General features: G+C 71.5%; 17 protein-coding genes. 12 read left to right on the top strand and 5 right to left on the bottom strand.

Features of this window, described 5'->3' with window-relative positions:
- Positions 1-69: 69 nt before the first annotated feature.
- Positions 70-666, bottom strand: a complete 597-nt coding sequence (locus MOV08_RS11920) for a ScbR family autoregulator-binding transcription factor (protein WP_275307460.1) — start codon at positions 664-666, stop codon at positions 70-72.
- A 651-nt stretch (positions 667-1,317) separates the two neighbouring features.
- Positions 1,318-1,971: a TetR/AcrR family transcriptional regulator gene (locus MOV08_RS11915; protein ID WP_205367086.1), complete on the bottom strand. Its 654-nt coding sequence runs from the start codon at positions 1,969-1,971 to the stop codon at positions 1,318-1,320.
- A gap of 485 nt (positions 1,972-2,456) precedes the next feature.
- Between MOV08_RS11915 and MOV08_RS11910 the strand changes: the two genes are divergently transcribed.
- Positions 2,457-3,230 carry an HAD family hydrolase gene (locus MOV08_RS11910; protein ID WP_275307458.1) on the top strand — a complete coding sequence of 258 codons (774 nt, stop codon included), beginning with the start codon at positions 2,457-2,459 and terminating at the stop codon, positions 3,228-3,230.
- Between the two features lie 123 nt (positions 3,231-3,353).
- Here the strand turns inward: MOV08_RS11910 and MOV08_RS11905 are convergent, their stop codons facing one another.
- Together MOV08_RS11905 and MOV08_RS11900 are read right to left on the bottom strand one after the other, a co-directional pair.
- A complete protein-coding gene (locus tag MOV08_RS11905) occupies positions 3,354-4,223 on the bottom strand; it encodes a PaaX family transcriptional regulator (RefSeq protein WP_275307457.1) in 870 nt (289 codons plus the stop codon).
- A gap of 4 nt (positions 4,224-4,227) precedes the next feature.
- Entirely contained in the window at positions 4,228-5,835 is a 1,608-nt protein-coding gene (locus MOV08_RS11900; RefSeq protein WP_275307456.1) for an AMP-binding protein, read from the bottom strand.
- Positions 5,836-6,028: 193 nt separating this feature from the next.
- Here MOV08_RS11900 and MOV08_RS11895 point away from each other — a divergent pair, with 193 nt between their 5' ends.
- From MOV08_RS11895 to MOV08_RS11865, 7 genes are all read left to right on the top strand, one after another.
- Complete coding sequence (locus tag MOV08_RS11895; protein WP_275307454.1) at positions 6,029-7,186, top strand: acyl-CoA dehydrogenase family protein; 1,158 nt, start codon at positions 6,029-6,031, stop codon at positions 7,184-7,186.
- 904 nt (positions 7,187-8,090) lie between these two features.
- A complete protein-coding gene (locus MOV08_RS11890; protein ID WP_275307452.1) occupies positions 8,091-8,510 on the top strand; it encodes a hypothetical protein in 420 nt (139 codons plus the stop codon).
- 32 nt (positions 8,511-8,542) lie between these two features.
- Complete coding sequence (locus MOV08_RS11885) at positions 8,543-9,232, top strand: hypothetical protein (protein WP_275307450.1); 690 nt, start codon at positions 8,543-8,545, stop codon at positions 9,230-9,232.
- Positions 9,233-9,696: 464 nt separating this feature from the next.
- Positions 9,697-10,992: a DUF262 domain-containing protein gene (locus tag MOV08_RS11880; RefSeq protein WP_275307448.1), complete on the top strand. Its 1,296-nt coding sequence runs from the start codon at positions 9,697-9,699 to the stop codon at positions 10,990-10,992.
- Positions 10,989-12,137 (top strand): AAA family ATPase, encoded by a 1,149-nt coding sequence (locus tag MOV08_RS11875; protein ID WP_275307447.1) that lies wholly within the window; start codon positions 10,989-10,991, stop codon positions 12,135-12,137. Before MOV08_RS11880 ends, MOV08_RS11875 begins: the two co-directional genes overlap by 4 nt.
- A gap of 30 nt (positions 12,138-12,167) precedes the next feature.
- Positions 12,168-13,100, top strand: a complete 933-nt coding sequence (locus MOV08_RS11870) for a hypothetical protein (protein ID WP_275307446.1) — start codon at positions 12,168-12,170, stop codon at positions 13,098-13,100.
- 43 nt (positions 13,101-13,143) lie between these two features.
- Positions 13,144-13,392, top strand: coding sequence for a DUF2399 domain-containing protein (locus MOV08_RS11865; RefSeq protein WP_338057387.1), 249 nt, complete (start codon positions 13,144-13,146; stop codon positions 13,390-13,392).
- Between the two features lie 123 nt (positions 13,393-13,515).
- On the opposite strand, the gene MOV08_RS11860 is transcribed toward MOV08_RS11865, so the two are convergent.
- The gene (locus MOV08_RS11860; RefSeq protein WP_039631918.1) at positions 13,516-15,045 is read right to left on the bottom strand and encodes a helix-turn-helix domain-containing protein; all 1,530 of its coding nucleotides are present in this window, start codon (positions 15,043-15,045) and stop codon (positions 13,516-13,518) included.
- 91 nt (positions 15,046-15,136) lie between these two features.
- On the opposite strand from MOV08_RS11860, the gene MOV08_RS11855 reads away from it, so the two are divergent.
- The 4 genes from MOV08_RS11855 (at position 15,137) to MOV08_RS11840 (ending at position 17,896) form a co-directional block, all read left to right on the top strand.
- A complete protein-coding gene (locus MOV08_RS11855) occupies positions 15,137-16,123 on the top strand; it encodes a DUF1648 domain-containing protein (protein ID WP_275307444.1) in 987 nt (328 codons plus the stop codon).
- Between the two features lies 1 nt (position 16,124).
- On the top strand, positions 16,125-16,484 hold the full coding sequence (locus MOV08_RS11850; protein WP_039631915.1) for a GntR family transcriptional regulator: 360 nt from the start codon (positions 16,125-16,127) through the stop codon (positions 16,482-16,484).
- A gap of 120 nt (positions 16,485-16,604) precedes the next feature.
- The gene (locus MOV08_RS11845) at positions 16,605-17,447 is read left to right on the top strand and encodes a nucleotidyltransferase domain-containing protein (RefSeq protein WP_275311763.1); all 843 of its coding nucleotides are present in this window, start codon (positions 16,605-16,607) and stop codon (positions 17,445-17,447) included.
- Positions 17,448-17,542: 95 nt separating this feature from the next.
- Positions 17,543-17,896 (top strand): hypothetical protein, encoded by a 354-nt coding sequence (locus MOV08_RS11840; RefSeq protein WP_039631913.1) that lies wholly within the window; start codon positions 17,543-17,545, stop codon positions 17,894-17,896.
- The last annotated feature ends 313 nt before the right edge of the window (positions 17,897-18,209 follow it).

Genomic DNA, 18,209 nt, shown 5'->3' with positions numbered 1-18,209 from the left:
GAACCGCATGGTCTGTTTTCCGGTGCCGGGAGCGCCGCCGACCTCGTCGGAGCGGCCACGGACGGGCGTTCAGCCGGCGACCTTCCGGGGCCGGCCCTGCGGGTCCAGACGGCTCAGTGCGCCCGGCGATGCCAGGCCGGGCAAGGTGTGTCTCCACAGCGCCGTGACCCGCTCGGGGAGGTCGGCGCGGTTGGAGGCGGCGTGCGAGTACAACTGCACGCCCAGGTACGCGGCGACGAAGAACTCCGCGGCCCGGTCCGGCGCGACGGCGGGCAGTAACTCGCCGTTGCTCTGGGCGTCGGTGAATATCGCGGTCATGATGTCGGTCCACGCCTGGTAGGGGACCAGCGGCTCCTCGGTGAACGTCGTCTCGACCGCGATCCGGGTGCCGGCCTGCAACATCGGGTCGCTGCGCAGGGCCAGCGCGACCTGGTGGGAGAAGTCGATGGCGTCCTGGAGCCGGGAGTCGCTGACCGGGGGGACGAACGGATCGGTCTGTTCCTCGATGACCGCACGCGCCAGCGCGTCCTTGGACCGGAAGTGGAAGTAGACCGCGCCCTTCGTGACCCCCGCGCGCTGGATGATCTTCGCGATCGTCGCCCCCCGGTACCCACGGGCGCCGATGACATGGGCCGCGGCCTCCAGGACGGTGCGTCGGGTGCGCACTGCGCGTTCCTGTGTGACCACCGGTCGTCCTCCGCATGCTGTCGTGATGGTGTTGCACCTGGGGAGACCTGCCGTCGTGGTCGCGCGATCTCTTGGCGCATCATAAGGAAGCCAACTGTGCGGTATGCGGGAGTCCGCGACGCCGACAGCCGGTGTACGCACGACCGTTGTGCCGGGATGCGGATATGACGGATCGTCACGTATCCATGTCGTCGCCGAGATGCCGCCGAGTGCGATGGATCGGGCCGGGCGAGCGGTGCTGCGCGGCCGCCGTCGCGGCGGTCGCCGGGGCCCCGCGGGCGTGGCCGACCGAGGCTTCCGGCGGTGCCCTCACATCCGTGAACGTGCCCACCGGCCCTACGGCAGGCGGGAGTTCACGGCAGACGACGAAGGGGGCGCCCCTCACGTGCCGCGGGGCGCCGCACGGCTGCGGGCGTGCGCACACCCCGGGCTGCCGGCGGAAGGGGCCGCGGAAGGCGGCCGAGGGCTGCGGGGCGGCTGCCTCGTCTTCTCGTGCGCGCCGCCGGTGGGTGAGCGGGGGTCAGGGTGCTCCGGCGCTCACCAGGGGGGTGTCTGGGGGCGGTCCTGGTCGGGTGGGGAGGCCGGCACGGAGCCGGGGTGCGGCGCGGACCGCCGGTCGCCGCGGGACGGTCAGCCGGCCGGGACCTGCGCCGGCGCGGGGATGTCGGCGGTCGTGACCCGGCCGCAGACGGTCGGCAGCAGGCCCCACAGTCCGGTGACCGCCTCCGCGTCCCACCATGTCTGGTCCCCGCCGCCGAGGTGCAGCAGCCCCACCACGATCGACGTCAACAGCTGGGCGGTGCGCCGGGGTTCGGCGTCGGAGGGGTGCGGGCCGGTGAGCCCGCCCCCGACGCCGACCGGCTCACCGGTGCCGCAGGTGACCGCCTTGTCGAGGAAGAGCGCGTACCAGCGCTGCTCCAGGGCGTGGATGTCCAGACCGGGCGCGGTCTCCGGGCGCAGCCGGAGCCCGGCGCGCAGCACCGCGTCCGACTGCACCCGGTCGAACAGCTCGACCGTGAAGTCCCGGACGGCGACGGTCAGCGGCTCGGGGGAGCGCTGGAAGCCCTCCTCGATCTCGTTGAGCGTGGCCAGGGCGGCGTCCCGTACCGCGAGGGTCAGGTCGTCCTTGGACGTGAAGTGGAAGTAGAGGGCGCCCTTGCTGAGGCGGGCCCGTCGACTGATCTCGACCATGCCCGCGGCGGGCACTCCCTTTTCCAGGAAGGTCTCTGCGGCCGAGCGGATGAGCGCCTGACGGCTCTGGATGGCGCGATGCTGCGTGGGCACGGTGTCCGTCCCGTCTCTCGTACGACTGCAACGTGAACGTAGTCTACAAAGAAAACCAACCGCGCGGTTCGCTACCCCCGAAGGGAATCGGCCAGATCCCCCCGCCTCTGTCGAGAAGTGATCGTTTGCCCTTGGTTCGGACCTGAATGGCGGACGGCTGGGCTCCGGCGCGTTCAGTCTGGCCGGGCGGGGAATGCTTGTCGAGCGTCAGGGAGGGGCTAAGGCGCATTGACAAACAGCGCAGGCGGTTTTTAAATCTCCGGAGGCGGTAAACGGGACGATCCCTCCCGATGCCGCCGCTTCGACGGGTCGCGTACCGCCCTTGGACAACGGTGCGCCCGGCGAGACCGACTCCGCCGCCACAGTCGTCGACCGCAGGCACGCCCGACCAGCTGAGCCCGCACAGTCACCCGAGCCCCCGCACCCATCGGAAACCGGAAAGGTCCCCATCCATGCGCGTATCAATGGAAGTCGGCGAACGTCCTGTGAGAGGCGCGCGGAGCGCCGGCGGCGAAACGCTCAGGGCCGCCGTCTTCGATCTGGACGGCACTCTCGCCAACACCCTGCCCGCGATCAGCAAGCTGCTGGTCAAGGTTGCCGCGGAGCAGGGCTGTTCGGTGACCGCGCGGCAGGCGGCCGCGGCCATCGGCAAGCCCCCGTCCGCCGCGTTCGGGCGGCTGCTGGGCCGGCCCGAGGACGACGGCCGGGTGCAGGCCGCCCTCACCCGCTACCGGGAGCTGTTCTCCTACGAGGTCCTGTGCCAGGGTCCGCAGCTGCTCTACCCGGGAGTGACGGCCGGTCTGTCCGCGCTGCGCGCCCACGGCGTCGAACTGGCCGTCGCCACCTCCAAGACCACCCGCAGCGCCGAGGCCCTGCTCGATGTGATGGGCATCCGCGACCTGGTCGGCCCGGTCGTCGGGCAGGACATGGTCCGGCGCGGCAAGCCGCACCCGGAGATGGTGCTGCGCGCGGCCGGCCGGCTGGGGGTCCCGGCCTGGCAGAGCGCGTATGTAGGGGACACCGTCGGGGACATGAGGATGGCGGTGACGGCGCGCATGGAGCCGGTCGCGGTCACCTACGGCAGCGGAACGTTCGGTGAGCTCGCCGCGGTCGCCGGGACGCGGATGTGCAGCTCCTTCAAGGACGTGGTGTCGGTGATCGCCGCCGCCCGGCCGCGCCCGGCGTCCGCCGCCGGTCCGGTCGTCCGGCAGCGCCGGGCCGCCGCCGTCCCGGTGGGAGCGCAGCAGCGGCGACGCTGACACAGGGGGCACGGGGAGTGTCCGCGGCCCAGGGGAACGGGGCCGCGGGCCGGCGGTGAGGGCGACGGGCGGATGGGGACGCGGGCGTGCTCCCGCTCCTGGCGGTGCCGGGAGCGGGGGAGTTCAGCCGGTGTTCCGGGTGCGGTACGACCCGTCCGTCGCCTCGCCCACATAACGGGCGCCCGCCGCCCACAGCTTGTCGTGCAGCCGGGCGAACACCTCCGCCGCGCGGCCGCCCGGCCAGTCCTCCGGCAGGAGGGCCGGGGGCAGACCGGGATCCGCATAGGGCAGGCGGCGCCAGGCGTCCAGGGCGAGCAGGTAGTCGCGGTAGGCCGGTTCGGGGGGCAGCGAGCGGCGCCGGGTCCAGCGGGACAGGACCGGTTCGTGCGCGGTCAGGAAGGCGCGGTGCCCGGCGGCGAGCGCGTCCAGGTCCCACCAGCGCGCCACGGCCCGCGCGGTGGGCGTGAAACCGGCGTGGGTGCCGGTGAACAGGTCGACGTAGTCGGCCAGTCGCAGTCGTTCCAGGGTGTGCCGGGTCTCCTCGTAGAGAGGGGCGGGGGCGATCCACACACCGGGTGCCGCGGTGCCGAAGCCCAGCCGGGCCAGCCGGGAGCGCAGCAGATGGCGCTTGTGCCGCTCCTCCTCGGGGACGGAGAAGACGGCCAGGACCCATCCCTCCGGCGAGCCGGCCGGCCGGCCGAATATCCGGCGGTCGCCGTCCTCCAGCAACTGGCGGCCCGCGTCGGAGAGCCCGTACGCGGCGGCGCCCGCGGGGGTGCGCTCCGGGATCAGCAGTCCGCGTCGCTTGAGCCGGGAGACCGCCGAGCGCACCGACGGCGGATCCACGCCGAGCACGCCGAGCAGCCGGATCAGCGCGGCCACCGGCACCGGGCCGGGCGCACCGCCGGAGCCTTCCGCGGTGCCGCGTCCGTAGGCCCCGTAGAAGGTGACGATCAGGGACCGCGGGGTGTGCTGGGCTTGCTCGTCGCTCACCGGTTCACTCTAGATCGCGGTCGCGCAGCCGGAAGCGCTGGAGCTTGCCGGTCGGGGTGCGGGGCAGCGCGCGGTGGAAGACCACCTCGCGCGGGCACTTGTAGGGCGCGATCTCGGCTTTGACGAACGTCCGCAGCGCGGCGACGGTCTCCGCCCCGGGCGGTACGCCGTCCCGCAGCACCACATGGGCGACGACCACCTGGCCGCGCTCCTCGTCGGGCCGTCCGACCACCGCCGCCTCGGTGACGTCCGGGTGCCGCAGCAGGGCGTCCTCCACCTCGGGGCCGGCGATGTTGTACCCGGCCGAGATGATCATGTCGTCCGCGCGGGCCACGTAGCGGAAGTAGCCGTCCCGGTCCCGTACGTAGGTGTCGCCGGTGAGGTTCCAGCCGTCGCGGACGTAGGCGGTCTGCCGGGCGTCGGCCAGGTAGCGGCAGCCGGTCGGGCCGCGGACCGCCAGCAGCCCCGGTTCGCCGTCCGGCACCGGCCGGCCGTCCGGGCCCACCACGCGCGCCTCGAAGCCGGGCACCGGCAGCCCGGTCGTCCCCGGGCGGATCGCCTCGTCGGCGGCGGACAGGAAGATGTGCAACATCTCGGTGGCGCCGATGCCGTTGATGATCCGCAGGCCGGTGGCCTCGTACCAGGACCGCCAGGTCGCGGCGGGCAGGTTCTCGCCGGCGGACACACAGCGGCGCAGCGAGCCGAGGTCGTGCCCGTCGAGGTGCGCCAACATCGTCCGGTAGGCGGTCGGGGCGGTGAACAGCACCGAGATCCGGTGGGCCGCGATGTCGCCGAGCAGCCGTTCCGGCCCGCCCCAGTCGGCCAGGTACGCCGAGGCGCCGGCGCGCAGCGGGAAGACGACCAGCCCGCCGAGCCCGAAGGTGAAGCCGAGCGGCGGACTGCCGGCGAACACGTCGTCCGGTCGCGGCCGGAGCACCTGCGCCGAGAAGGTGTCGGCCATGGCGAGCACATCGCGGTGGAAGTGCAGGCACCCCTTGGGGCGGCCGGTGGTGCCCGAGGTGAAGGCGATCAGCGCGACGTCGTCGGCGGCGGTCGGCACCGCCCGGTACGGCGCGCCGTCGGGCCGGGCGCACCGCGTCAGGTCGTCCGGGCCGTCCCCGCCGAACGTCGCGATCCGCAGCCCCGGGACCTTCGCCCGGTCCAGATCGGCGACCGCGGCGGCGTCGCACAGCGCGTGCCGGACCCGGGCGATCCGGCAGAAGGTGGCGAGTTCGTCCGGCCGGTGCGCGGCCAGGACGGTCACCGCCACCGCGCCGGCCTTCATGACGGCGAGCCAGCAGGCGGCCAGCCAGGGCGTGGTGGGGCCGCGCAGCAGCACGCGGTTGCCGGGCACGACGCCGAGCCGGTCGGTGAGCTGCCGGGCGAGCGCGTCCACCCGCGCCCGCAGCTCCCCGTAGGACCACACCAGGCCGTGTGCGTCGCGGAGCGCGGGCCGGTCCGGGCCCAGCCGGGCGATGGTGCCGTCGAGGAGTTCCGCGCCGCAGTTCAGCCGGTCGGGATAGCCCAGGTCGGTGAGGTGCGGCCACTGCTCGGGCGGTGGCAGCCGGTCGCGGGTGAAGGTGTCGGTGTGGGCCGAGGACCGTAGCTCCATGCGGGGTGTGCCCCCTTGCGCCGGAGGGCCGCCGGGCGGCCGGGGAGGGGTGGAGGTGTGGGGGAGGGGACCGGGAGGACTGCCGTACGGATGCTCGTCAGCGTAACGTCTTCGTGACGGCAGTCAACAGACCGCGATAGCCGGCCGTGCGAGCCGTCGCCGCGTCCGGTACCGCTACCAGGGGAGCCGCCTCGTGACCGCATTCGCGCTGGGACCGGAGGAACAGGAATGGTGCGCCCGGCTGCGCGCCCGGACGGCCGAACGGCTGCGTCCCCTGGCGGAGGAGGGGCAACCGGGCCGGGTCAACCGCCCGCTGGTCGCCGCCCTCGGCGAACTGGGCCTGCTGGCGCGGCTCTTCCCCGACGGCGGCAGCCCGCGGGCGCTGGACCTGTGCCTGCTGCGGGAGTCGCTGGCCCAGGAGTGCACGGAGGCGGAGACCGCCCTGGCGCTCCAGGGGTTGGGGACCTGCCCGATCGTGCAGTCCGGGACGGACGCCCAACGGGCCCGCTGGCTGCCGGAGGTGACCGCCGGCCGGGCGGTCGCGGCCTTCGCGCTGAGCGAGCCGGGCGCGGGTTCGGACGCCGCGGCGCTCGCGCTGGCCGCCGAGCCCGACGGCCCCGGCCGCTGGCGGCTGTCCGGCGAGAAGTGCTGGATCTCCAACGCCCCCGAGGCCGACTTCGCCACGGTCTTCGCCCGCACCGGCGGCGCCGACGGGGCCCGCGGCATCACCGCCTTCCTCGTCCCCGCCGACCGCCCGGGGCTGGGCGGCGAGCCGCTGGACATGCTCAGCCCGCACCCGATCGGCACCCTCGCCTTCGACGGCACCCCGGTGACCGACGCCGACGTGCTCGGCGAAGTGGGCGGCGGGTTCGGGGTGGCGATGCGCACCCTGAACCTCTTCCGGCCGAGCGTGGGCGCGTTCGCGGTCGGCATGGCGCAGGCCGCGCTGGACGCCGCGCTGGCGCACGCCGGCACGCGCACCGCGTTCGGCGGGCCGCTCAAGGACCTCCAGTCCGTCGGCCACCGGCTCGCCGAGATGGCCACCCGCGTCGAGGCCGCCCGGCTCCTGGTCTACGCGGCGGCCGCCGCCTACGACCGCGGCGCCCCGGACATCGCCCGCCGCGCGGCGATGGCCAAGCTCCTGGCCACCGAGACCGCCCAGTACGTCGTCGACGCCGCCGTCCAGATCCACGGCGCCCGCGCCCTGCGCCGCGGCCACCTCCTGGAACACCTCTACCGCGAGGTCCGCGCCCCTCGCATCTACGAGGGCGCCACGGAGGTCCAACGCTCCCTCATCGCCAAGGAGTTGTACCGCGACGCCGACCGACACCCGACGGACGTCGGCACCTGACCGACGCCGGCCGGGCCGCGCCACCGCCGGCCCGGACCCGTGCGCCGGTCCGCTCGCCGATCGTGTGCCGGATGCTCAGATGTACCGGGAGAGACCAGCGGATGCGGTGGCCTGCGGCGATGTGCGGTCGCAGGTCACTGACCTGAGCGAATGGCCCTTCGGATGTTTCACGCTCGTATCCGTTGATGCAGCCGGAAGTCCCAGAGAACTCCCCTACCGGCAGCCACTCTTTCGGCTCCATGCAGGGCGTGCGGGCCGTCTGGGCTGGTGTTTGTGCATCGGTGGTCCGCCCTGAACGAACGGCTCGCGGCCTGTGAAGATCCCGCGGCCCGGGATCAGGATCAAGCAGCCGCCAGTCTCCCGTGATCACCGCCGAAGTCAGGCGGTGGGGCGAGGTCGAGTGTTTGCAGGCGGTGTGCACCGAACTCCTCGGGATCGTCGCCAACTTCGGCTGCGTGATGACTGCTTCGTAGGTTTCCCAGGAACTGCCTGCCCTGCGCGGTGCCCAGGACGGCACCTCCGAGTGTGTGCTGGCAGCACTGTCTATGGCTCCTGTGCCCGAGGGGGCCCGCCCACAGGGCCTGCATCTGGACGGATAGCCGGTCGAGGCGCTGCGCCACGACGGGGAGCTGGCTTACCTGGACGGAGAATTCCTCAAATTGTCTGCGTAGACGGCGAGAAGAGGCCCGTTTGTCAGTGAGAACAGCAAGGATACGGTCACGGGGGCGATCACGAAGTGCCGTGAATACGAGGACGAGTACCTGGAGTTCCTTGAGAAGTTGCAACAATCCCGACGACATGACGGGGAATGGTCGTTCACGCGCCAGCGTGACCTGTGGCCGAAGGGCCGTCACCTGCTCTTGATCGCCTCCACGGACACTTACGGGCGGTACGAGATCACCGCGTGGGAAAGTCCGTTCGCCGACGCGGGGCCAGGGACCAGGAGCAGCAACTGCGCGTCACCCATGTGAGCCGGCTGCGCAGGCCCCTCCCGCTCGACGAGCTGCTTGACCGATTGACCGCGGCCCAGCGGCGCCATCTGGTCGAGGAGGGCCAGCAGAGCAAGAGGACCGGCGAGGCGATACGCGCCCTGCTGCTGCGGCGCCGGCCCGAACTGACCGAAGCGGTCAAACTGATCGAAGGGGTCATCGAGTCCTGGGGCTTCGGCGACTCGCGGGCTGCAGGGGAAGTGGCTCTGCAACGCGACGCGACACTGGCCGTCGCACGCATGGCCGGGACGCAGGCGGAAATCGCCGTCCTGACGAGCTGCTCGACCCACCGGAGCCGCTTCTACAGGACCGTCCCGCCCGCTCCGATATGCTGAGCGATCAGCCTCCACCCGAGGACCATTTCGTCATGCACGACACCCGTACGATGCACGGGTGGCTCGGCGACGAGACAAACCATGTGGCTTGGCGACAGTTCCGCGAGCACGGCCGCACGTTGCTGGTCGCGAACGCCAACCGCACCCCGGCGGAGCAGGCCCTCGGCTGCGACGTCTTCTACAACGTCACGCGCCACAGCCTCGTCCTCGTGCAGTACAAGAAGCTCAACGCCGAGCGGGGCGGCTTCTACTACCCGAACAGCGACCGGAACCCCGCCAAGGAACTGGTACGGATGAGGAGCCTGGACCGGTACGCGGAGATGCAGGCCGGTCTGGCCGACGAACAGCGGCTGGACCCCGGCCCGAGCTGGATCAAGCTCTGCCATCCGCGTTCCGTGCCGCCGCACACGACGGAGATGATCCGCGGTATGTACTTCTCCCGTCGGCAGTTCGAATCGCTTTGCGACGACGACCGATTGAAGGACGGGCGAGGCGGCGCGGTCCGGTTCGGCTACAAGAACGTTCCGGCCTACCTGGACAACACGCTGTTCACACGCCTAGCCGAGACGGGTCAGATCGGCACGACCGGTACGAGTACCGATCTCGTCCGCCAGCAGGTCATCCGCAGCTTCCGAGGACAGCGCAGCCTCGTTCTCGCCACGCTGAGTGGCGAGGAGGCGCCGCAGGCGGCGCGGAACGCGCAGCGCCGACAGGCACGTTGAGCGAAGAGCGCTCCCCGGAAGGGGTTGCGGCCCCGCTCAGACGGGCATCCAGGGGACGCCGCCTCAGCGGCTGATATCGAAGCCGAGGCCATCAAAGTGCCTGGCCACGTGCCTGCGCGACGACCTCAAACAGGAACTGAATCAGGGCAAGACGCTGATCACCCACGGCCGCGCCGGGCGGCCCGCTTCCTCGGCTGCGAGATCAATGACCAGCACGCAGACGCCAAGGTCTCCCGCCGGCCGCGTCAATCGCAGCCTGCGCTCGATCAACGGAGGTCCTGTCCACAGACGGGGTGCCTCTCGCACACGGGTCTGTCCGCCCTGCGGGGTACCCCGAGCCCGCCGACGAGGAGCCGCGATGCCCGGCTTCGCGCCCTGGCCCACTGTCCTGACCGATCGGGCCGTCACCGCGGGATCACGGACGGTAGGGTGAGGGCCGATCGGAGCGGACACGGTGATCCCGCATGGCATCAGGGGGAGGGCGACGAGACGACATGGCCGCGCTGGAGGAGAGCCAAGGGCGTACACGGGACCAACGGTCGGTGTTCGAGCGGTATCAGGACGCGGCGGCCGAGGTCGGGGAACTCGATTCCGTTCTGTTCTCCGTGGAAGTCACCGCAGACGGCCGGCCGACCGACATCGAGCGCGAGGAGGCCGAGGATGTGGTGATCGAACAGATCACCTCTCCCTTCGATCCCGAGCACATCGACATCGACACCCGGACGACGACCGTCGATCTGATGCTGTCCCGGCTGCGCAACGAGATGATCGACCTCGCCCCGGACTTCCAGCGCAAGGCGGGCATCTGGACCGACGGCAAGCAGAGCCGACTCATCGAGTCGCTGCTGCTGCGTATCCCCATCCCGTCCTTCTACGCCGCTGAGAAGAAGGACGGCAGTTGGGCCATCGTCGACGGCATCCAGCGCCTCACGTCCATCGCCCGCTTCGTGGAGCCGGAGACGGTCGGCGCCGACCCGCTGAAACTGACGGGCCTGGAGTACCTGCGCAACTTCGAGGGGGCGGGCTTCGCGAACCTCTCCGGAAAGCTCCAGATCCGGCTGCGCGAGACCGAGGTCGTCGTCCACGTCATCCGGCGCGGTACCCCCGAGCCGGTGATGTTCAACGTCTTCGCACGCATCAACACCGGAGGCGAGCCCCTCACCCGGCAGGAGATCCGGCACGCACTCATCTCGGGTCGGGCGCGCACGCTCCTCGCGGAGCTTGCGGGGACCGATGAGTTCCGGCGGGCCACGGGCTACAGCGTGGTCGGCGACCGGATGGCCGACCGCGAGATGGTTCTGCGCTTCCTGGCGTTCCGGATGACTTCTCCGCATGCCTACAAGCCCGGGGACTTCGACGCGTTCCTTGCCGAGGCGATGCACCAGGTGAACCGTCTCGACAGAGCGGAAGAGGACCGGCTGCGGACCGAGTTCCTCACGGCGATGCTTGCGGCCGAGAAGATCTTCGGCCACCACGCCTTCCGGAAGTACCGCCGGAACCAGCAGCGCAAGTCACCCATCAACAAGGCCCTCTTCGAGGCGGTCTCCGTCAATCTCGCCGGCCTTGGTGACGGTGATCGCCAGGTGCTGCGGCAGATCGACGTCCTCGACGCCTTCGCGGAGCTCATGGAGGACGCCGAGTTCGAACGCGCCATCTCCGTGGGCACCGGCGACGCCAGGAAGGTGCGGAAGCGGTTCGATGCCGTCAAGGAACTCTTCGAGGGCGCGCTCGACGGGGAACGGAGCGGGACCGAGCAGTGATCAACCGCATCGCACTGAGCAACTTCAAGGCGTTCCGCCGTCTGGAACTCCCCCTCGGCCCGCTGACGCTCCTCACCGGCCTCAATTCCTCCGGCAAGAGCAGCGTCCTGCAGGCGCTGGGGCTGCTGCGGCAGTCGTACGAGACGCAGATGCTCACCCGGACCAAGCGGGCCGGGGGCGGGCTGCTGCTCAACGGAGATCTTGTGGCCCTAGGCACGGCCCAGGACGTGCTGCACGAAGACTTCGGGCCCGTCGAGGAATTTGCCGCCGTCAACGAGCCGCTCGTCGGCTTCGTCATCGAGGAGGACGGCGAGCAGCGCACGTGGGCCGCCGCGTACGACATTCGTCATCCCGACCGGGACGTCATGCCGCTGGCGGAGGGATCGGTCCGCTCGCACCTGGCCGAGCAGCCCTTTCAGTACCTGCACGCCGATCGCATCACCCCGGCGGTCACCTACCCCCGCTCCCACCAGATCGCCGTTGCGCGCGGGTTCCTCGGCGTGCGGGGTGAGCACACCGTCAACTACCTGCGTCACCATACAGATCAGGAAGTACCGACGGAGGTGCCCGACGGTCCGCTCCGTCATCGCGGCGCCACCTCACCCCAACTCCTGGACCAGACGATCGCCTGGATGCAGGAGCTGTGCCCGGGCGTCAACATCGAGATGGACGCCATCGAAGGCACCGACTCGGTCCGTCTCTCCTACGGCTTCGGCGGCACCGCCGGCATCAACGCCACCCGTCGCCGGCGCCCCACCAACGTTGGCTTCGGCCTCACCTACGCGCTGCCCGTCGTCGTTGCCTGCCTCACCGCGACGCCCGAGAGCTTGATCCTGCTGGAGAACCCCGAGGCCCATCTGCACCCGAAGGGGCAGAGCAGGATGGCCGCGCTGCTCTCCGCGGCCGCCGCAACCGGCGCCCAGCTGATCGTCGAGACACACAGCGACCATGTGCTGAACGGTGTCCGCATCGCCGTGAAACAGGGTGTCCTGCAGCCGGAAGACACGGCAGTGCACTACTTCAGCGGCAATGGAGCGGGTGCCGAGGTCGTCACCCCCCGCATCGACAAGGACGGCATGCTCGAACAGTGGCCCGAGGGCTTCTTCGACGAGTGGGAGAACTCGCTCGACCAGCTGCTGGACTGACGCCACGGGCCGACACAGGGGGAGGAAAGCGTGCCACTGCTGTTTCTGAACGAGAAGTCCTGGGGCACGGCCTGCGATCCGGCGCGCGCCGAGCGGGCCATGGCCGACTTCGTGGACGCTGTGCGTGCCGCCGCGGCCGCGGGCGGATCGGGCACGGCGCTGGTGAGCGAGGTGGACGTCAAGGCGCTGGAGATCGCCGAGGGCTATCCCGTCAACAAGTGGATCGGCGCCAGCCCGCGCAACCGCGTGCTCTGGCAGCGCCTCCGGGGCTTACAGGGCAGATCTCCCGTGCGGAGCGTCTTCCCGGCGGAAGATGCCGCCGACCATCTCGAATACCGCCACGACGGTGAGGTGATCCTCGGCCTGGGCGCCGCGCACTTCATGGACGGCATCGCGGTCAGCCTTCCGGTGGCCCGGCAGTGGCAGGCCGATCGTGTCCCCCTGGAGCGAAGCGAACTCGTCGAAGACGACGACGGCACGCTGGAGATGCGGCACGATACCGTCGACGTCCGGCACCTGTCCGCCGAGCCGCATCTCGACGGGCACCTGGACTGGATCCGGGAGACCCGCCGGCAGGGTGTCACCACCGGCTCGCGGATCTGGGACGACCAGGCCGACCTCTACCCGCACCTCACGTTCCTGCCGCGCGTCGAGGGCCAGCTCCGCGGCCTGAATCCGCACTGGGTGGTGCCCGTACGGCGGGTTCTGGAAGGGCTGGAGGAAGCCGTCGCAGCCTGGGACCCGGCGACCATGGCTGAGCCCGAGTGGCGGACCAAGGTCACCCCGGAGGGCGAGACCCGCAAGCGCGTGTGCCGTTTCACCGATCTGGACGGGGAAACACGCACCTTCGACCTGCACGCCCGGTTCACCCCGGGCGCCGGCCGTATCCACCTCCGCCTGGTCCCGAAGGAACGGACGATCCGCCTGGCCCACATCGGCGGCAAGATCCGCCCGGACCTGTGACCCTTAGGCACGGCGAGCCCCGGCCCGCTGCTGGGAGGTCTGGCTGCTGCCGCCGGCCCCGCTGACCAGATGCCGATGGTGCGGCATCAATCCCTGGCGCATGACGGCGGCCGGCTACCGCGCGGCGGTCGCCCGCACCCCGCACGGCCCTGTCCCGGTCGCCTCACCGCAGCACCTTGGGGATCCGGCATCGACCCAGGCCATGACCGAGCACGGTACCGCTGTGGTCGAGGAACTGGTGGCTGACGTGGTACTGGAAGCCCTCGCCGGCAATTGGTCCCCAGTCCCCTGAGGCCGACAGGCTCTCGGTCCGGGCCCAAAGTCCCAGAGAAGTCCCACAGAAGCCGCCGAATCCCCTCCCGACTCGCATCCGTTCAGGTCAGGAGGGGCGTAGCGGCGTCGCTTCTGAAGACTTTCAGATGTCCCGGAAGATCTCGATCTGCGCGCCGATCGAGTTGAGGCGTTCCGCGAGGTCCTCGTAGCCGCGGTTGATGACGTAGACGTTGCGCAGGACCGAGGTGCCCTCGGCGGCCATCATCGCCAGCAGGACGACGACGGCGGGGCGCAGCGCCGGGGGGCACATCATTTCCGCGGAGCGCCAGCGGGTGGGGCCGTCGACCAGGACGCGGTGCGGGTCGAGCAGTTTGACCTGGGCGCCGAGCCGGGTGAGGTCGGTGAGGTAGATGGCGCGGTTGTCGTAGACCCAGTCGTGGATCAGGGTCTGGCCCTGGGCGGTGGCCGCGATGGCGGCGAAGAAGGGGACGTTGTCGATGTTCAGGCCCGGGAACGGCATCGGGTGGATCTTGTCCAGTGGGGCCTGGAGCTTGGAGGGGCGGACGGTCAGGTCGATGAGGCGGGTGCGGCCGTTGTCGGCGGGGTACTCGGCGCTGCGCTCGTGGTCCAGGCCCATCTCCTCCAGGACCGCCAGCTCGATCTCCAGGAACTCCACCGGGACCCGACGGATCGTCAGTTCCGACTCGGTGACGACCGCGGCGGCCAGCAGGCTCATCGCCTCGACCGGGTCCTCGGAGGGCGCGAAGTCCACATCGCGGTCGATCTTCGCCACGCCGTGGACGGTGAGGGTGGTGGTGCCGATGCCGTCGACCCGCACGCCCAGCTCCTCCAGGAAGAAGCACAGGTCCTGGACCATGTAGTTGGAGGAGGCGTTGCGGATGACCGTGACGCCGTCGTGTCGGGCGGCGGCGAGCAGCGCGTTCTCGGTGACGGTGTCGCCGCGCTCGGTCAGGACGATGGCGCGCTTGGGCGCGACGTCGCGGTCGACCTCGGCGAGGTAGGTGCCGTCGGTCGCGGTGATTTCCAGGCCGAAGTGCCGCAAGGCGGTCATATGGGGCGTGACCGTGCGGGTGCCGAGGTCGCAGCCGCCCGCGTAGGGCAGCTTGAAGTGGTCCATCCGGTGCAGCAGCGGACCGAGGAACATGATGACGCTGCGGGTGCGTCGGGCCGCCTCCGTGTCCATGGCGTCCAGGTCGAGTTGGGCCGGCGGCACGATCTCCAGGTCGTTGCCGTCGTTGATCCAGCGGGTGCGGACGCCGATGCTGCCCAGCACCTCCAGGATCCGGTAGACCTCCTCAATGCGGGCCACCCGGCGCAGAGTTGTGCGGCCCGCGTTGAGCAGGGTCGCGCACAGCAGCGCGACGCAGGCGTTCTTGCTCGTCTTGACGTCGATGCTGCCGGACAGTCGGCGCCCGCCGACCACCCGCAGATGCATCGGTCCGGCGTATCCGAGCGAGACGATTTCGCTGTCCAGGGCTTCGCCGATGCGGGCGATCATCTCAAGGCTGATGTTCTGGTTGCCGCGCTCGATCCGATTGACCGCGCTCTGGCTGGTGCCGAGCGCCTCGGCGAGCTGCGTCTGTGTCCAGCCACGGTGCTGCCGGGCGTCACGGATGAGCCTGCCGATGCGTACGAGGTAGTCGTCTGCCATGGGGTGACCGTATCTCAGATATGAGATTGATGTGTCGTTGGCGAGTGCTCTCCGGGTTGTTCTACTACTATGCGAACAACTGGAGGTTGTCATGAAGCGATCCACGCCGTTCGCCGGCCCCGTGAACACCCGCCCGCGGGGCTGGATAGCGGCCCTGCCGTTCATCCTCGTCACGCTGACCCTCGGCGCCTGTTACGCGTGCGTCGCCGGGCGGCTCCCCGAACGGCTCGCCACCCACTTCGCCACCGATGGCCGCCCCGACGGCTACTCCTCGCCCCAGGGCTTCCTCGCGGAGTGCCTGGTGGGCCTGCTCGTCCTCGGCGTCGGCCTCGGTCTGTTCGTCCAGCGGGGGCTGCCCGCGCGGGCCGGGCGCTGGATGGTCGCCACGGCCTACTTCACCGCCGTCTGCCTCGGTGGGGCGTCGGTGGCGATCCTGCTCGGCAACGCCCGAGGCGGTGACCCCGTCGGGCTCCGGCTGCCCGCCTGGCAGGTGGCCGTGATGCTGGGGGCGGGCCTGGTCGCCGGGGCGCTGGGCTGGCTGCTGGCCGGCGCCGAACCGGAGGCATCCCGTCCGCAGGGCGGGACCGTCCGCCGTCTGGACCTGCCCGCCGGGACCCGGGCCGGTTGGTCCCGCACCGTCAGTTCGCCGCCGATGGCCCTGCTGGCCGCCGCGATGACGTGCGCCGGGGTCCTGCTCGGGGTGTTCGCCGGCTGGGTGGGCGGCACGGTGATGCTCCTCGGCGGCCTGACGGTCGCGGTCCACTGCTCCGTGCGGGTGACCGTCGACCGGCGCGGGCTGAGCCTCACCCCGACGCTGCTGCCGGTCCCGCTGCACCGCATCCCGCTCGCCAAGGTGGCGGAGGCGACCAGCCGCCGGATCGGGGCGCTCGCCGAGTACGGTGGCTGGGGGTACCGCATCCAGCCCGGCCGCAGCGGCCTGTTGCTCCGTTCGGGCGAGGGTGTGGTGCTGCGGCTCACCAGCGGCCGGGAGTTCGTGGTGACGGTCGACGACTCCGCCACCGCCGCCGCGCTGCTCAACGCCTACCTCGACCGCCACCGCTCGGGAGAAGGGAGCTGACGTGCTGTTCCGTGTCGACCCCGGCTCGTCCGTCCCGCTCGGCGACCAGATCGCCGCCTCGGTGCGCGGCGCGATCGCCGACGGCTCGGTGCGCGCCGGGGAACGCCTGCCCGCAGCCCGGGCACTCGCCGCCTCCCTCGGCGTCAACGTCCACACGGTGCTGCGCGGTTACCAGCGGCTGAAGGAGGAGGGGTTGATCGAGCTCCGCCGTGGCCGCGGCGCGGTGGTCACCGGCGCCGCCTCGCCGGCCCGCGCCCGCCTCGGGGAAACCACCGAGCGGCTCATCTCCGAGGCCCGCGACCTGGGACTGACCGACGACGAGATCGTGCGGGTGGTGCGGCTGGGGCTGGACGGCGGGTGACCGCCGCCGGCCCGGCGCCGCACGGGGTTTGGGCCGGTGCGGGCGGGGCAGTGGGGCGGGGACGGGTACCCGGAGGCCGCTGCGGTGGCCGGGCAGAAGAGGACGGCGATGCAGTCGGCGATGCGGACGGCGACGGAGGCACGCCGACCGGCACCGGCACCGCCACCGTCCACCGCCGCCCTGCTCCGCGCCTTCCTGACGGGGCTTCAGGAGCGGGTGCCACTGCGGGCGCTGTGGGCGCACGGCTCGCTGGCCGGCGGCGACTACCAGGAGGGCCGTAGCGACCTCGACCTGATCGCGGTCCTCGCCCGCCCCGCCACACCGCAGGAGGAGCGTCGCCTGGCGGAGCTCCACCGCGGTCTCGCCGCCACCGGCGGCCCGCCGGCCCGCGCGCTGCACTGCGCCTATCCGGACCGCACCGCGCCGGACGACCCCGCACACCCCCATCTCGCCTGGGCCCATGACGAGTTGACGCACCGCCCCCTGACCCCGGTCACCCGCCGCGAACTCCACTCCTTCGGCCTGGTGCTGTACGGCGACGGCCCCGCCGCGCTCCTGCCCCCGGTGACCGACGCCCAGTTGACCGCCTTCGTCCTCGCCGACCTGCGCGGGTTCTGGCGGCCCGCGCTGGAGCACCCGGAATACTGGCTGCGCGACATCTGGGTGGACCTCGGGCTGCTGACCCTGGCCCGGGCGACGGTGACGCTGCGGAACGGCACCCTGATCAGCAAGGGCCATGCCCTGCCCGTCCTGGCGGGCCTGGGCGCGCCGGCACAGGTCCTCGCCGACATCCGGCACCGGCGCTACGGCCCGCCGGCCAGCTCGCCGGCGCCGGCCGCGGCCGCCACGGCCGGCGCGCCCGAAGCCCACCGCGCGGACTGGCCGGCCCGGCGCGCCGAGCTCACCCGGGCCTTCCTCGGCCCGGCCATCGACCGGACGCTGGCGGCGTACGGGAACGGCTGAGCCGTACCGGCAAGTGGTGGCGCAAGGGAGCGCGGCCCGGCGGAGAACCGTCTTCTCCTCCGACAGAGCTCAACACCCGAACGGAAGGAACTCCCGTGCCCGTCATACGCGTTCCCCGGCGGCCGACCGCGCCGCGGCTCATGGCCGTGACCGCCGCGGTCCTGCTCGGACTTGTCGGCTGGTACCTGTTCTCGGGCCGCGGCGCGGGGCTGCTGCCGCGGGACAGCTGGGGGCCGTGGCGAGAGAAGCGGGTGCACGACTGGTCGGTGCGGGTGCGGGTCAACTCCTGGAGCGACGCCGCCGAGGCGGACGGGCACTACGGCAAGGCGGACGGCTTCACGCTGAAGGCATACGGCACCTCGGCCACCACCACGTCCGCGATGGACGGCGTCCGGTTCACCCTGGCACCCGACGGCGAGCTCACCGTTGACGGGCCGCGCGCGAGCTGAGGCGCGACGCGTCGACATCGATGTCCGTGGCCGGCCCCAGTGACTCGACCGGCAGTCCCTCGGCGGCTGCCTCCTGGAGCCGGCGCGGCCGGAACGGCTGCGAGGCGATCCCGGCCGGGTTCGCCGGCAAGGAGGCCGAAGCGGCCGGGTTCGCCGTCGACGACTCGATTGGATGACAGCGGTCAGGACGGCAGGGCATGACCAGGCAGCAGCGATGTATTAGAGTTATCTCGACATCGAGATATCTGCCGGGAGGCGTACCGCGGCCGGATGAGTAAGGCGAGCCTAACTTAGGTTCACCTTAGCGGATCGG

Source organism: Streptomyces yunnanensis, assembly GCF_029011865.1.
Classification (GTDB): Bacteria; Actinomycetota; Actinomycetes; order Streptomycetales; family Streptomycetaceae; genus Streptomyces; species Streptomyces yunnanensis.
This window is presented reverse-complemented; position numbering and strand designations above follow the sequence as displayed.

Bases quoted from the DNA above. Each gene is read 5' to 3' on its own strand.
- MOV08_RS11900 (WP_275307456.1), bottom strand. From the start codon at position 5,835: ATGGAGCTACGGTCCTCGGCCCACACCGACACCTTCACCCGCGACCGG.
- MOV08_RS11885 (WP_275307450.1), top strand. From the start codon at position 8,543: ATGCACGACACCCGTACGATGCACGGGTGGCTCGGCGACGAGACAAAC.
- MOV08_RS11880 (WP_275307448.1), top strand. From the start codon at position 9,697: ATGGCATCAGGGGGAGGGCGACGAGACGACATGGCCGCGCTGGAGGAG.
- MOV08_RS11860 (WP_039631918.1), bottom strand. From the start codon at position 15,045: ATGGCAGACGACTACCTCGTACGCATCGGCAGGCTCATCCGTGACGCC.
- MOV08_RS11855 (WP_275307444.1), top strand. From the start codon at position 15,137: ATGAAGCGATCCACGCCGTTCGCCGGCCCCGTGAACACCCGCCCGCGG.
- MOV08_RS11845 (WP_275311763.1), top strand. From the start codon at position 16,605: ATGCGGACGGCGACGGAGGCACGCCGACCGGCACCGGCACCGCCACCG.